The organism is Sulfitobacter sp. HI0027 (assembly GCF_001634775.1).
Lineage (GTDB): Bacteria > Pseudomonadota > Alphaproteobacteria > Rhodobacterales > Rhodobacteraceae > Sulfitobacter.
The window spans coordinates 1-14,999 of record NZ_LWER01000197.1 but is presented as its reverse complement, the minus strand read 5'-3'; the positions used below and the strand labels follow the sequence as shown (position 1 = coordinate 14,999).

The following is a 14,999-nucleotide window of genomic DNA, read 5'->3' as shown; positions in this document are numbered from 1 at the left end:
GCACGCCCATGGCGGTGTTATTGGGTGTGGACACGGGCGGCACCTATACCGACGCGGTGCTGATCCGCGATGAGTCAGAGGTGATCGCTTCGGCCAAAGCGCTGACGACCCGCGCCGATCTGGCTGTTGGCGTGGGCAATGCGGTCAGCGCGGTGCTGGCGCAGTCCGGCGTGGCGGCGGATCAGATCGCCATGGCTTCGCTCTCCACCACGCTGGCGACCAACGCGCTGGTCGAAGGGCAGGGCGGGCGCGTGGCGCTGATCTATGTCGGATTCCGCGCTCCTGATCTTGAAGCGCATGGGCTGTCAGAGGCGCTGCGGGGTGACCCTTGCCTGCTGCTGGCTGGTGGGCACGACCATGCGGGGGCCGAGGTTGCGCCGCTGGACGAGACAGCCCTAATCGCCTTTTTAGAGACGCATAGGGCCGATGTAAGCGGCTTTGCCGTGGCCAGCCAATTCGCCACGCGCAATCCGGCCCATGAGCAGCGGGTCGCGGAACTGGTGGCAGAGGTCACGGGGCGTCCGGTGTCGGCGTCTCATAGTCTTTCAGCCAAGCTGAACGGGCCGAAGCGGGCGCTGACGGCTTTGCTGAACGCGCGGCTGATCGGCATGATCGATCGGCTGATTGGCCGGGCCGAGGATCAGTTGCGCAGCTTGGGCATCAGCGGCCCGATGATGGTGGTGCGCGGCGACGGTGCCTTGATGTCGAGCGCGCAGGCCCGCGAGCGCCCGATCGAGACGATTCTCAGCGGCCCCGCAGCGTCGCTCGTGGGCGCGCGGTGGTTGACCGGGGCAGAGACGGCGCTGGTGTCGGATATCGGCGGGACGACGACCGATGTAGCGCTGTTGCGCGACGGTCGTCCGGCGATTGATCCGGCGGGTGCGCAGGTTGGCCCCTATCGAACCATGGTCGAAGCGGTGGCGATGCGGACCCATGGCTTGGGTGGTGACAGCGAGGTGCACTTCACGTCCCAAGGTCTGATCGCGGGCGTGACCCTAGGGCCGAAGCGGCTGCTGCCGGTCTCTCTCCTCGCGGTGGAGGCGGGCGAGGTGGTGCATAGAGCCTTGGACACCCAACTGCGGCGGAGTGTCGTGGGGGAGCATGATGGCCGCTTTGTGCGGGCCGTGCCGGGGCAGGAGGTCGAAGGTCTGGCCTCGCGCGACTTGGCACTGCTGGAGCGGATCGGGACCGATGTCTGGCCCTTGGGCGACGTGCTGCGGAACCGGGTCGAACAGGGTGCTTTGGCCCGGCTGGTGGCGCGCGGGCTGGTGCAGGTGGCGGGGGTTACGCCCAGTGATGCGAGCCATGTCGCCGGGCATCTTGTCGCATGGGACAGCGCGGCTGCGCATAAGGCGTTGGCGTTGTTCGGACGCAAGCGCGGCGGCTCGGGCCTGCGGTTCTGCCCCGAGCCCGAGAGCCTTGCCAAAATCATCATCGACCAGCTGACCGATCAGACCACTTTGGCTCTTTTAGAGACTGCTTTTGCCGAAGAATCCCCCGCCTTTGACCTGCCGCCCGAGATCTTGGCACGGCATGTTTTGATGCAGCGTGGCCTGTCGGGGCATCGCGGCGTGCTGCGGATTGATGCGGGTCTGAACTTGCCTGTCGTGGGCTTGGGCGCTTCGGCGGCGACCTACTACCCGGCGGTCGGAAAGAGACTGGGAAGCGAGATGATCCTGCCTAGCCACGCCCATGTCGCCAATGCCATCGGTGCGGTGGTGGGGCGGGTGATCATGCGTGAAAGCGGCACTGTCACCGTCCCGCACGAAGGGGTGTTTCGCGTTCATCTGGCCAATGGCCCACAGGATTTCCCGAATGCCGAACGCGCTTTGGCCGAAGCAGAGACCGCTTTGATCGAAACCGCCCGCGCGCGGGCCCAATCAGCCGGGGCCGCACAGATCGAGTGCCACGTGACACGCGATATTCGTATGGCGGAGATTGAGGGGCGGGAGGTTTTTGTCGAGGCCGCGCTTACCGTCGAAGCCTCGGGGCGGCCGCGCGTGGCGGCAAGCTAACCCCCGGCGCGGGGCCGGGGGCAGCATTGTTACTCAGCCGCTGCGCGTTTGGGCAGTACCCAATCGGCGCGCGGGAAATGGCAGGTGTAGCCATTGGGCAGACGTTCCAGATAGTCTTGATGCTCTGGCTCTGCTTCCCAGAAATGGCCAACGGGTTCGATCTCGGTCACGACTTTGCCCGGCCACAGGCCAGAAGCTTCGACATCGGCGATGGTATCTTCGGCGACCGCTTTTTGTTCATCGTCGACATAGTAGATCGCGGAACGGTAGCTCATCCCACGGTCATTGCCCTGACGGTTCATCGTGGTGGGGTCGTGGATCTGAAAGAAAAACTCCAGCAACTCGCGGTAGGAGGTCTTTTCGGGATCGAAGTTGATCTCGATCCCTTCGGCATGGGTGCCGTGGTTGCGGTAGGTCGCATTGGGCACGTCGCCGCCGGTATAGCCGACGCGGGTCGAGACCACACCGGGGCGGCGGCGGATCAGATCTTGCATCCCCCAGAAACAGCCACCGGCCAATACTGCGCGTTCGGTTGTCATGTCACATTCTCCACTTGGTTGAGATACTCGCCATAGCCTTCGGCCTCCATGTCGTCACGGTGCACGAAGCGCAAAGAGGCGGAGTTGATGCAATAGCGCAGCCCGCCGCGATCCGGTGGGCCGTCGGGAAAGACGTGGCCAAGGTGGCTGTCGCCGTGTTTGCTGCGCACCTCGGTGCGGACCATGCCGAGCGAGGCGTCTTCCAACTCTTCGACATAGGCAGGCACAATCGGTTTGGTAAAGCTGGGCCAGCCACAGCCGCTTTCGTATTTGTCACCGCTGGCGAACAAAGGCTCGCCCGAGACGATGTCAACGTAGATGCCCGGCTCTTTGTTGTTCAGGTATTTGCCGGTGCCGGGGCGTTCGGTGCCGCTGCGCTGCGTGACGTGGAATTCTTCGGGGCTCAGCGCATCAATCGCGGCGTTGGTTTTTTCGTATTGGGGCATGGCGTCCTCCATTCATGGGCTTGGCCTATTAGATGGGGTGTGGCGGTGAAATTCAAAGGGTTTGCGGCTCACACTGGCGTTACGCCTTGCGTTGCCGCGAGATCTGCACGGCAAGGATGCCGCCTGCGATAATGGCGACGCCAAGGATGTCGCGCGGACCCAGCGTTTCGCCCAGCAGCAGGGCCGCGATGGCCACGCCGAAGAACGGGTTGAGGAAGTGGAAGGTCGCCGCCCGCGTGGCGCCGATACGGTTGACCAGCCAGAACCAGACCACGGTGGCGGCAAGGCCGGGGACAAGGCAGGTATAGGCGAAGGCGAGCGTCAGGCGCAGGCTGGGGTCGATGCGGGGTGTCTCAAACAGCAGGGTGGCGATGGAGAGGGCCACGCAGCCGACAAGCATTTGCAAGCCCACCACCATGAGGAAGTTGCCACCCGATGTCGCGCCGCGCACCAATAGGGTGGCGGCGGTGAGAGCCACCACGCCGATGGCGCAGAGGATGAGGCCATAGAGGTCGACTTGCCCGCCGAGGCGCGCGCCCATGATGATGGCGACGCCAATGACACCGGCAAACAGTCCCGCGAGGCCTAGAGGGCGCAGTTTCTCGCCCAAGAACGCCCAAGCGGCGAAGCCCACAAGAAGCGGCATGGTAGAGGCGATGATCGCGGCGAGGGACGCCTCGATGGTCTGCATGGCGATGAAGTTAAGCCCAAGGTAAACCGCGTTTTGTAGCACGCCAAAGATGATCGTCGCCCGCCACTGCGCGGGGGTAAGCCGCCAGCTTTGCCCCAGGGCCAGCGCGATGCCCACGCCGATGAGGCCGGAAATCAGGTAGCGCAGAGAGAGAGCCAGTAGGGGCGAGGCATCCATCACGATGATACGGGCAGAGGTGAAGGCCGAGGACCACATCACGGCAAAGGCCAGTCCCATGAGAATTGCGCGGATGTCCATGAAATGCCCCCCTGTGCTGAACTTGCTAAGCAATGGCGGGTTTGAAGGGGGAGGGCAAGGTGCGGAAACGGGGGAGTTCGCCACCCCGCTCGGAATCAAGCCGCAGGCACCGGGCCATCGCCTGCCCGCGGCCACGCCAGAGGCGTGCCGCGGTAGTTTGGGCGCACCGCTGGTGTGACCGGGTAGGCGATTTGTTGAGGTTAGGCGCGACATTGAGAGCGCACTTCACGGCTGAGCCACAAAGTGGCAACGTCAGAAGGTTGGATCGCCGACCCACGGGCAGGTGATGGCCCTCAAGGCCAACAAAAAAGGGCCGCCCGAAGACGACCCTTTCGCAAACATTCAGCCCAAGGCTTACTCGTTCACGCTGTCCTTCAGTGCCTTCGCGATGGTCATCTTGACCACTTTGTCGGCGTCTTTCTTGAACTGTTCGCCGGTGGCGGGGTTGCGGACCATCCGCTCGGGGCGCTCACGGCAATAGATTTTGCCAACGCCTGGCAGGGTCACGGCACCGCCGGCGGACACTTCACGGGTGATCAGGTTGCAAACGGCGTCGAGCGCTGCGCCTGCGGATTTCTTGTCGGTGTCCATCTCTTCTGCCAGAGCAGCGACGAGCTGGGTCTTGGTCATCGGTTTTGCCATTTTATTCTCCTTAGACTGCCCGCTTTTTAGGGCCTCATGGCCGGAATGTAACGGTATGTTGTGGGATAACACAACGAATTGTGGCGCTATAAACGCGAAAACATGCGAATTTCCGCTGTTTTCCGCCCTATAGGAACGCCGTTTCGTCGAAGGATCGAAGTTTCCGGCTGTGGATCCGCTCCAATGGCATGCGGCGCAGCAGTTCCATGGCGCGAATGCCGATCATCAGATGGCGGGCGACTTGGGTCTTGTAGAAGTCCGAGGCCATGCCGGGCAGTTTCAATTCACCATGCAGCGGTTTGTCCGACACACACAGCAGCGTGCCATAGGGCACCCGGAAGCGGTAGCCGTTGGCGGCGATGGTGGCACTTTCCATATCCAGCGCCACGGCGCGGGATTGGCTCAGCCGCTGCACCGGGCCAGATTGGTCGCGCAATTCCCAGTTGCGGTTGTCGATGGTAGCGACGGTGCCGGTGCGCATGATGCGTTTAAGCTCATAGCCCTCCAATTGCGTGACCTGCGCCACCGACTGCTCCAACGCGATCTGGATCTCGGCCAACGCCGGGATCGGCACCCAGACGGGCAGATCGTCATCCAGAACGTGATCCTCGCGCAGATAGCCATGCGCCAGTACGAAGTCGCCCAGAGCCTGCGTATTGCGCAGCCCCGCGCAGTGGCCGACCATCAGCCACGCATGAGGGCGCAGCACGGCAATATGGTCCGTAGCCGTTTTCGCGTTGGACGGGCCGACGCCGATATTGACCAGCGTGATGCCCGAACCGTCGGCGCGTTTCAGGTGATAGGTCGGCATCTGCGGGGTCTTCAACGTCTCCGCCAAGGGCGCATCGGGATCGGTGATCTCGGCATTGCCGGTCGAGACAAAGGCGGTGTAGCCGCTCTCGGGGTCGCGCAGCATCTCGCGGGCGTATTGCTCGAACTCGGTCACATAGAACTGGTAGTTCGTAAACAGCACATGGGTCTGGAAATGCTCAGGGTCCGTGGCCGTGTAATGCGCCAGCCGGGCGAGGGAGTAATCGACGCGCTGCGCGGTAAAGGGCGCGAGCGGGCGCACGTCGTCCTCGGGCACATAGGTGCCGTTGACTATATCGTCATTGGTGGTCGACAGGTCCGGCACGTCAAAGACATCGCGCAGGGTGAAATCGGCGGCCCCTTCTTGCGGTACATTCAGCGCGTTGTCGCCGGACATGGCAAAATGCACCGGGATCGGCGTGGTCGAGGGGCCGACGATCACCGGCTGATCGTGGTTCTCGATCAGCAGGCCGATTTGCTGGATCAGGTAGTTCCGAAACAGATCGGGCCGGGTGATCGTCGCGGCGAAGGTGCCGGGAGAGGAGACATGGCCAAAGGATAGGCGCGTATCGACGTGGGCGTAAGACGAGGTGCGAAACCGCAGTTCGGGATAAAAGGCACGCACGCGGGCATCGGGGGCCGAAGTCTCCATCGCCTTGGCAAAGGCATCATGCAGGAAGGTCGTGGCCTGCTGATAAAGTTCGGTCAGGCGGTCCACGGCAGCGGTCGCATCGCGGAAGCTTTCCGGGTTCGGGGTGTCCGGGGTCAGGATCGTTGTCATGTTTGCGGCTCTAACAATGGGATGATTTCAAATTTCTGCACATCGACCAGCCCAAGGTCCGAGACCCGCAACTCCGGGATCACCACGAGGGCCAAGAGCGAATGCTGCATATAGGCGTTGTTCAGCTTACAGCCACAGTCGATCATCGCCTGCACAAGGGCTTCGGCATCGGCGGCGACTTCAGCGGCGGGGCGGTCAGACATCAACCCGGCGATGGGCAGGGCGACAAGCGCCAGTTCCTCGCCCTCGCGGAAGATCGTGATGCCCCCGCCGACTTCGCGCAGCCGGTTGGCGGCCAGCGCCATCTGCTCGGCATCGGTGCCCACGACGATCATGTGGTGGCTGTCATGCGCCACGGTCGAGGCCATGGCCATGCGCCCCTCATAGCCGAATCCCGAGACGAAAGCGTTGGTCACCGTCCCGGTGGCGCGGTGGCGTTCGACCAGTGCGATCTGGCAGACCTCGCCAGTGCCCTGCACGCGGCCTTCGGTCACGGGCAGTTCAAACTTCAGCGCGCGTGTGGGCGCTTGGTTTTCGACCACGCCGATGACATTGGCGGTGACGGCGTTCGCGCCTTCGGGTGCGGCGATGTCGAAGTCATCGGCGCTCAGGTTTCGCGCCATGTTTACGGTCTGGCGAGCATTGTTAGGCCAGTCGAAATGCGGGCAATCGACAAGGCATTTGCCATCTTCCGCGACCACCTCGCCACGCGCGATCACCGCCTCTACCGGGAAGCTCGCAAGGTCCGATGTCAGGATCACATCAGCTCGGCGGCCGGGTGTGAGTGAGCCGATCTCACGCTCCAACCCGAAATGCGTCGCGGTGTTGATCGTCGCCATTTGCAAGGCAATTAACGGATCGCAGCCGCAGTCGATGGCATGACGCACCACCCGGTTCATATGCCCTTCGTTGGTGATGGTACCCGAGTGGCTGTCATCGGTGCACAGGATCATGTTGCGCGGATCGAGCCCTTTTTCGGTGATCGCGGTGATCTGCGTCTTCACGTCATACCACGCCGAACCGAGCCGGATCATCGACCGCATGCCCTGCCGCATCCGCGCCACGGCGTCGGCTTCGCAGGTGCCCTCATGGTCATCCGCCGGACCGCCCGCCACATAGGCGGCAAAGGCGGGGCCGAGGTCGGGAGAAGCGTAATGCCCGCCCACGGTTTTGCCCGCCCGCTGGGTCGCTGCAATCTCGGCCAGCATCTGCGGGTCGGCGTTGCTGACACCGGGGAAGTTCATCATCTCGCCCAATCCCACGATGCCGGGCCATGCCATTGCTTCGGTCACGTCTTCGGCGGTGATCTCAAAACCCGTGGTCTCCAGCCCCGGGGCCGAAGGCGCGCAGGAGGGCATTTGCGTGAAGATGTTCATCGGCTGCATCAGCGCTTCGTCATGCATCATGCGCACGCCGTTCAGCCCCAGCACATTGGCGATCTCATGCGGGTCGGTGAAGGCCGAAGTCGTGCCATGTGGGATCACCGCGCGGGCGAACTCCGCCGGGGTGAGCATGGTCGATTCAATATGCATATGCCCGTCGCAAAGACCGGGGACCATATAGCGGCCATTGGCCTCGATAATGCGGGTATCATCGCCGCGGCAGTGGCTGGCATCCGGCCCGACAAAGGCGATGCGCCCGGCGGCAATGGCGATGTCGTGATCGGGCAGGCATTCGCGGGTGTGCACATTCACCCAGATGCCACCGGTGATGATCGTATCGGCTGCGCGCCGCCCGGCTGCGACCTCGACCAATTGTGCGGCCACATCGGGCCAAGTGGGGAACGTTTTATCTGTCATGTCCAAAGGTGCCATAGGGCCGGGGGAGGTTCAAGCGGGCCCGCGATATGAAAGGGCGCGGGATGTTGCCAGAACCCGCCGCTTGCGGCTAACTGGGGCCCAAGGCATTTACGGAACCATCTGATGAAATTTCTCTTTGTGCACCAGAACATGCCCGGCCAATACCGGGAGTTGGTGCAATGGCTGGCGCAGGCGGGCGGGCATCGGATTTATTTTCTGACCCAGCGTCAGAACGCCCCAAATCTGCCCGGCGTCGAAACCCGGGTCTACCGCCCCCATCATCGGCCCGACGACAAAGCCTATGGGCTCTCGCGCGTTTGGGAAGAAGCCTCGGGCAATGGTTTCGGGGCCGTCAGCGCGGCCCGGCAGATCGAAACGCAAGAGGGCTTTCGCCCCGACATCATCATCGGCCACGTCGGTTGGGGGGAGTTAAGCTTTTTCAAAGAGCTTTGGCCCGATGTGCCGATCATCGGCTATTTCGAGTATTACTATAACATGACCGGTGGGATGGTGGGCTTTGATCCAGCCGAGAAAATCTCGGCCCATGCGCCCTATCTTAACCATGCGCGCAATATCGTGCCGCTGGCCAATATCGAAACCGTCGATCTGGGCCACTGTCCGACCCATTGGCAACGCGACCGTTTCCCCGAAAGCTTTCACCGCAAGCTTTATGTCTGCCATGATGGCATCCGCACCGATCAGCTATTGCCCGACCCGGATGTCAGCCTGCGGTTGGGGCGTCTGGCCGAGCCCGTGACGCGCAAGGATGAGATCATTACCTATGTCGCGCGCAATCTGGAAAAGACGCGGGGCTTTCACACGATGATGCGCGCTCTGCCGCGTATCTTGGCCGAGCGGCCCTCTGCGCGGGTGGTGATCGTCGGCGGCAATGAGGTCAGCTACGGCAAGCAGAGCGATCATCCCGGGGGTCTGCGCGGAGAGATGGCGGCGGAGTTGCAGGATAGGGTCGATTGGGGCCGCGTGCATTTCGTGGGCAAAGTGCCATACCCCGACTTCAAGAAGCTGGTGCAGGTTAGCCGCTGTCACATCTATCTAACGATGCCCTTCGTGCTGTCCTGGTCCCTGCTCGAAGCCATGTCGATGCAGGCGACGATCGTGGCCTCTGATGTGGCCCCGGTGCGCGAGGCGGTGAGCCATGGCAAGACCGGCCTGCTGGTGGATTTCTTCGACCCCGATGCGCTGGCGGCGCAGGTGGTGGAGGTGCTTGCCAATCCGCAGGGCCACGCACATCTCGGCCCGGCGGCGCGGGCGCATGTGATTGAGAATTACGATTTCCTTACCCGCTGCCTGCCCGAACACCTCGCGCGGATCAACGCATTGGTGCCCGACAGCAAACGGATCAGCTAGCGGGGATCAGTTGCCAAGGTTTCCAGCGGTGTTCACCAGCCCAAAGACCGATCCGACAAGGCCCAGAATGGTGCGCGTGTCCGACAGTGGGCTTTCGGTCGCAAGCACCAGATCGCCAGATTGAATGTGGAAATTCCGCGCCGAAAAGAGCCCGTCAGATGTGGTCAAATCCAGTGTGAACACCACCCGCGTGCGACGCGGGCCGCGCACCCCGGTGCTGACCGCGCTGGCGGGGTATTCGCGCAGGATCAAAATGCCCTCGGGGTCGGCGCGGGATTCGTTTACCCCCCCGATGATCGCCAGCGCATCCAGCGCAGAGACCTCATCGCGGTTGAAGGGGAACTGTGCCTCTCTTCCGGCGGCACCCAGCGACAGGAAGTAACGGCGGTCATCCTCAATGATCAGTTTGTCGCCTCCGATCAGCCGGGTATCAAGGCTGGGGTTTTCGTAAAGCCGGTCGATCGACGTGGTATAGATGTTTGGGCCGCGCAGCAGTTTGACCTGCGGGTTTTCGATGCCGCTTTGCACCCCGCCACCAGCCGAAATCGCCGCCAGCACGGTAAAGTTATTGTCGGGCATCAGGATGTTGCCGGGGCTGCTCACGCCGCTCACCAGATCGACGGAGTTGCTGCGCCCTTCGGTCATGGCCAGTTGCACCTGTGCCGAAGGCACGATCGTCTCAAGCCGACGCTGAAGCAATTGCCGCGCTGAATCCGGGGTCCGGCCCGAGACCTGAACCTTGCCGATATAGGGCATGAAAATCGTCCCGCTCTCCGAAACGCGAATGCCGGACAGGGTGGCAACCTGTTGGCTTGGTGACGTCAGAAGCGAGTTGTCGCTGCTGTCCCAAACCAGAATGTCCAACCGATCACCGGGGCGGATCACTTGGGCGTTCGACCCTCGGCTGGCACCGATCCAACCATGGCGTCTTTCGCCGGTGCGGGGCCACTGAGCAACACTGGGCAGAAAGGCACGGGTGACGGGATAAACGGCGATATCGGCATCCGGCGCGGCCGCTTCCTCAGTGACCTCTTTTTGGATGGCTGCACCACGTGGAAGGTTGCTGCACGCCGCCAGCGAGAAGGTCATCAAGGCCAGGAGGAACAGTTTGCTCAGGTGCTTCATGAGATGCGCAGTCGCTTTCTGGTGTTTCACCGGTAAACCGGGGTACTTGTGCCTGTATGCAGTGTTAATTGGCGGCTTGCAAAGGATGTTGTAAACCCGGCCCCCATCCGAAATTCTAGTCCCTCAGGATAGAGGCTGAACCTATGGCGTCAATGACTACAAAAGACAGCGCGGTTTCAAGCGGCCCGGCGGATTTTGACGGGGTTCTCTTGCTGGGCGCGACGGGGCGTTTGGGCAGCATGCTGCGCCGTCATTGGCCTGAACCGCAGGCTCTGCGCAGCCAGTCGCGGCAGCCTCGACCCGGATTTTACAATTTCGATCTGCCAGCAGCGGGAGAGGGGCCAAGCGATGCGGCGATTTCCGCCGCCCGTGGGGCGCGGGCGGTGATCTCTTTGGCCGGGGTGACCCCGGCCCGGGCGGGGGCCTGCGGCGCACCATTGGAGGATAACGTCACCCTCGCCCTCGCCGCGCTGAAACTGGCAGAGGCGGCGGCGGTCCCTCGGTTTTTTGTCGCCTCTTCGGCAGCGGTCTATGGCGCGCAAGACGGTCCCCTGCGAGAGGATATGCCCTGCGCTCCGCTTTCGGAGTACGGCAGGCAGAAGCTGGCGATGGAGCAGGCGGTGCGAGAAGCGCAAGGCAAGACCGCCATCACCGCGCTGCGGATCGGCAATGTGGCCGGCGCGGACGCGATCCTTGGCGGCTGGCAACCGAAAATGCAGATTGATCGCTTCCCCGATGGCGCCACGCCAAGCCGCAGCTATATCGGGCCGGTGACCTTGGCGCGGGTGCTCTGCACGCTCTGCCATGTGGACGACCTGCCGCCCGTTTTGAATATCGCGGCCCCCGGCGCGGTGCAAATGGGGGCGCTGCTCGATGCGGCGGGGCTGGCGTGGCAGCCCAAACCGGCCCCGGCCACCGCCATTCCTGAGGTGCGGCTGGATACGAATGCGCTTGAATGCCACGTCGATTTCACGCCAGAAACTCAAACGCCCGCCGGTTTGGTACGTGAATGGCAGCAGGATATGAACAAACGATGAAGACCCTTCAATGACGTGGCGCAAGCGCATCTTCGATCTGTTCTTCGCCAGCCTGCTTGTCATCATCTTGGGGCCGATCTTGCTGGGGTTGCTGGTCTGGTTGCTGCTGAAAGAGGGGCGGCCGCTTTTTCATGTGGCCGAGCGGATGAAAACGCCTGAGCAGAGTTTCAACCTTTGGAAACTGCGTACGATGACCGTGGCAGAGAAGGATCAGGGCGTATCTGGCGGCAACAAAGCCGCGCGGATCACCCCCACCGGCGCATGGCTCAGGGCGCGGCGCTTGGATGAGTTTCCCCAGCTTTGGAATATCCTGCGCGGCGATCTAAGCTTTGTCGGCCCCCGCCCGCCGCTGCGCGAATATGTGGAGCGTTTTCCCGAGGTCTATGCCGAGGTTCTGAAATCACGGCCCGGCGTGACCGGGTTGGCCACGATCCGGTTCCACAAACATGAAGAACGGCTGCTGTCGCGCTGCGAGACCCCGGAAGAGACCGACCGTGTCTATTGTCGTATCTGCGTCCCGCGCAAAGCCCAACTAGATCTGATTTATCAGCACCATCAAAGCACATGTTACGACTTCGATTTGGTGTTTCAAACTATTAGCAACCTTTTTAGACGCAGATGAAGGTGGCGGTGGCCCGCGGCGTGACCGGGGGCAAATAGTTAAGAATTGGTGTTTTTGACAAAATCGTGGCAATGTTTGCTGAAAATTTAAGCGAATCCAGATTCGATTGATGACACATTGAGCGCTATTTACTGTTTTTACGCTTGCTGGTGCTCAGAAAGAGCTCCATGGACGAAAGAGAGCTACTAATACGTTTCGGGCGCATCGCGGTCGCTAATATACACGTAGACAGGAGACGGCGCATGCTGAGCATCATCAAGTCGCTGACCAAACGGCAAAAGCGCGTGATCATGTTGGCGCTCGACTCCCTTTTAATCGTTGTCTCCACGATTGCCGCCTTGGCTGTGCGCGGGCTGCCTGAGCATCTTCTCGAAACACTCGCCAACTATGCCCCGGTATTACCTCTTACCCTGATTGTTGGTGTGCTCGTATCGATCCGCTTGGGTGTCTGTAGCACACAGTTAAACGCCTATGAGACCGCAGCGGTCGGTAGCACCGCTATTTTGGGGACCACCCTTGCGGGCGTATCCCTGCTGGGCGCGTCCCTTCTCGGGCTGGATTTCCCGCTGGGCGTGCATATCATGTTCGGGGCGATTTTTTTCTCTCTGGTGGTGCTGTCGCGGGTAATCTTGTTGCATATCGTGCTGCAAATCTACCGTACCGGCGACGCGCGCTGCCGTGTCCTGATTTATGGCGCGGGCACCACGGGGACACAGCTGGTCTCGGCGCTGCGCGGTCATGAAACGATTGAGCCTATTGCCTTTGTCGATGACAACATTGCGCTGCAAGGGCTCAACGTCTCAAAACTGCCGGTCTATTCCTCACGCGGCATCGCTGAACTTGTCGTCGAGAAACAGATCGACCGCGTGTTGCTGGCCGTGCCCTCGCTGAGCACCCCCAAGCAGGCGCAGATCGCCCGACGGTTGGAGAAGCTGGGTCTGGAGGTGCAGACCCTTCCGTCCTTCGCGCAACTGATCGGGGAAGAGGCTTTGGTCGACAAGCTTTCCCCCGTTTCTCCGCGTCGGTTCCTGAACCGCGATGAAATCACCCCTTTGATCAACGAAGGCGGAGAGAGCTATGCCGGTAAGGTGGTTTTCGTCTCAGGTGCGGGCGGCTCCATCGGGTCGGAGCTTTGCCGTCAGGTTCTGCTTTGTCGGCCCACCAAACTGGTGCTTTTCGAACTGAGCGAACTGGCCCTCTACAACGCCGACATGGAGATCCGGCAGTTGGCCGAGGGCAGCGACATCGAAATCGTCTCGGTCCTGGGTACGGTCACGGATACCCGGCAGCTGCGCAAAGTGCTGTCGCAGCACGGGGTCAATGTGATCCTTCATGCCGCCGCCTATAAACATGTCCCGCTGGTCGAGGCGAACCCGCTTTCGGGGCTGGTGAACAATGTTCTGGGCACACAGGCGCTGGCCGAGCAGGCCGCCCGCGCAGGCGTGGAGCGTTTCATTCTGGTATCGACCGACAAGGCCGTGCGCCCGACCAATATCATGGGCGGGTCCAAGCGGCTTGCCGAACTCGTCATTCAAGATATGGCGCGCAAATATGGCGGCGAGGGCGGTGTCATCTTTTCCATGGTCCGCTTTGGCAATGTGTTGGGGTCGTCCGGGTCTGTCGTGCCGCTGTTTCAAGAGCAGGTTAGCCGCGGCGGCCCGTTGACGGTGACGGATCGGGGCGTGGCGCGCTACTTTATGACGGTGGAAGAGGCCGTGCGTCTGGTCTTGCAGGCTGGATCGCTGGCCCAAGGGGGCGAGGTCTTTGTTCTGGACATGGGCAAGCCTGTGCCCATCTTGAAACTTGCACGCCAAGTAATTGAAACGGCTGGTTATACTGTCCGGGACGAAGACAACCCCGATGGCGATATCGAGATCGAGATCACCGGCCTGCGGCCCGGCGAGAAGATGACCGAGGAGTTGACGCTGAGCGGTTTGCTCATCAACACGGCGCATCCCAAGATCTATTCCGCGCGGGAAAACGGATTGAACGAACTGGAAATCGCCTCGGTCCTGCGGGACTTGCGCGAAGCACTTGTTGCCAATGACGAAGATTTGGCCCGTCAGGTTGTCTACCGCTGGGTCGAAGGCTTCGCCCCACCCGAGGCGCTGAGAAAATCCTCCTGACCGGACCGTCACATGTCGCGATATTGCCGCGGTCGCGGCGCGCGGCAAAACGGTGGCGGGACAGAGATTGATTTGCAGGGGCCGTCCGTGCCAAATCTAGCCAACAATATCGCAGGTAAGGGGCGCTTTGTGGATCGGCAGACGAAATTAGGAATGCGTAGGCTGAACCGTGGGCCGCTGGTGTCGATGCTCTTGGCGGGGGTGGCGCTGCCCGGTGTTGCACTGGCTGATCCGACTTACGACATCTTTGATACCCCCGAGCGCCCTTCGCTCAACTTTTACGGCTCGCCGGGGCTGGTCGATATGCCAACCGCCCATGCACTGCCGGATGGGCAGCTTGCCATCGGGGTTTCTAACTTTGCAGGCATGACGCGCACCACCTTGACCTTTCAGGCGACACCGCGCCTGTCGGCCAGCTTTCGCTACGTTGGAATTCGGGATTGGACCGATGTCGTTCCCGGCAATTTCGATACCTATCGCGACCGAAGCTTTGACCTGCGCTATATGCTGAAAAAGGAAGACGCTTTCTGGCCTGCGATCACCGTAGGTTTGCAGGATTTCGCAGGCACTGGGATCTACGCGGGCGAATATGTCGTCGCGACCAAGACTTTCGACAACACGCTGCTGCCCGGCCGCGTCAAGGTGACCGGCGGTCTGGGCTGGGGGCGTCTGGGCAGCCACGGCAGCATCGGTGCGCCCTTTGGTGGCAACCGTGGCTCCTTTGTCGGGGGCAGCACGGG

Annotated in this window: 13 protein-coding genes; 6 read left to right on the top strand and 7 right to left on the bottom strand. The window is 61.8% G+C overall.

Annotation, left to right across the window (positions count from 1 at the left end):
* The first annotated feature begins 8 nt into the window (after positions 1 to 8).
* On the top strand, positions 9 to 2,015 hold the full coding sequence (locus tag A3722_RS13070; protein ID WP_067624613.1) for a hydantoinase/oxoprolinase N-terminal domain-containing protein: 2,007 nt from the start codon (positions 9 to 11) through the stop codon (positions 2,013 to 2,015).
* Positions 2,016 to 2,044: 29 nt separating this feature from the next.
* Here the strand turns inward: A3722_RS13070 and msrA are convergent, their stop codons facing one another.
* From msrA to ade, 6 genes are all read right to left on the bottom strand, one after another.
* The gene (gene msrA / locus A3722_RS13065) at positions 2,045 to 2,554 is read right to left on the bottom strand and encodes a peptide-methionine (S)-S-oxide reductase MsrA (RefSeq protein WP_067624616.1); all 510 of its coding nucleotides are present in this window, start codon (positions 2,552 to 2,554) and stop codon (positions 2,045 to 2,047) included.
* Positions 2,551 to 3,000: a peptide-methionine (R)-S-oxide reductase MsrB gene (gene msrB, locus A3722_RS13060; RefSeq protein WP_067624619.1), complete on the bottom strand. Its 450-nt coding sequence runs from the start codon at positions 2,998 to 3,000 to the stop codon at positions 2,551 to 2,553. Before msrB ends, msrA begins: the two co-directional genes overlap by 4 nt.
* 79 nt (positions 3,001 to 3,079) lie before the next feature.
* Positions 3,080 to 3,949, bottom strand: coding sequence for a DMT family transporter (locus A3722_RS13055; protein WP_067624622.1), 870 nt, complete (start codon positions 3,947 to 3,949; stop codon positions 3,080 to 3,082).
* 354 nt (positions 3,950 to 4,303) lie between these two features.
* Positions 4,304 to 4,591 carry an HU family DNA-binding protein gene (locus A3722_RS13050; RefSeq protein WP_007118569.1) on the bottom strand — a complete coding sequence of 96 codons (288 nt, stop codon included), beginning with the start codon at positions 4,589 to 4,591 and terminating at the stop codon, positions 4,304 to 4,306.
* Between the two features lie 127 nt (positions 4,592 to 4,718).
* Complete coding sequence (locus A3722_RS13045; RefSeq protein WP_067624625.1) at positions 4,719 to 6,182, bottom strand: AMP nucleosidase; 1,464 nt, start codon at positions 6,180 to 6,182, stop codon at positions 4,719 to 4,721.
* Positions 6,179 to 7,981, bottom strand: a complete 1,803-nt coding sequence (gene ade / locus A3722_RS13040; protein ID WP_067628602.1) for an adenine deaminase — start codon at positions 7,979 to 7,981, stop codon at positions 6,179 to 6,181. Before ade ends, A3722_RS13045 begins: the two co-directional genes overlap by 4 nt.
* Before the next feature lie 123 nt (positions 7,982 to 8,104).
* On the opposite strand from ade, the gene A3722_RS13035 reads away from it, so the two are divergent.
* On the top strand, positions 8,105 to 9,349 hold the full coding sequence (locus tag A3722_RS13035; protein ID WP_067628596.1) for a glycosyltransferase family 4 protein: 1,245 nt from the start codon (positions 8,105 to 8,107) through the stop codon (positions 9,347 to 9,349).
* Between the two features lie 6 nt (positions 9,350 to 9,355).
* Here the strand turns inward: A3722_RS13035 and A3722_RS13030 are convergent, their stop codons facing one another.
* The gene (locus A3722_RS13030; RefSeq protein WP_067628594.1) at positions 9,356 to 10,474 is read right to left on the bottom strand and encodes a polysaccharide biosynthesis/export family protein; all 1,119 of its coding nucleotides are present in this window, start codon (positions 10,472 to 10,474) and stop codon (positions 9,356 to 9,358) included.
* 143 nt (positions 10,475 to 10,617) lie between these two features.
* On the opposite strand from A3722_RS13030, the gene A3722_RS13025 reads away from it, so the two are divergent.
* The 4 genes from A3722_RS13025 to A3722_RS13010 all read left to right on the top strand — a co-directional run.
* Positions 10,618 to 11,511, top strand: coding sequence for an NAD-dependent epimerase/dehydratase family protein (locus A3722_RS13025; protein WP_082849477.1), 894 nt, complete (start codon positions 10,618 to 10,620; stop codon positions 11,509 to 11,511).
* Positions 11,512 to 11,521: 10 nt separating this feature from the next.
* A complete protein-coding gene (locus A3722_RS13020) occupies positions 11,522 to 12,133 on the top strand; it encodes a sugar transferase (protein WP_067628590.1) in 612 nt (203 codons plus the stop codon).
* A gap of 242 nt (positions 12,134 to 12,375) precedes the next feature.
* Positions 12,376 to 14,259, top strand: a complete 1,884-nt coding sequence (locus A3722_RS13015; protein WP_067628587.1) for a polysaccharide biosynthesis protein — start codon at positions 12,376 to 12,378, stop codon at positions 14,257 to 14,259.
* 12 nt (positions 14,260 to 14,271) lie between these two features.
* A partial coding sequence (locus tag A3722_RS13010) for a YjbH domain-containing protein (RefSeq protein ID WP_236627409.1) occupies positions 14,272 to 14,999 on the top strand: 728 nt, incomplete at its 3' end.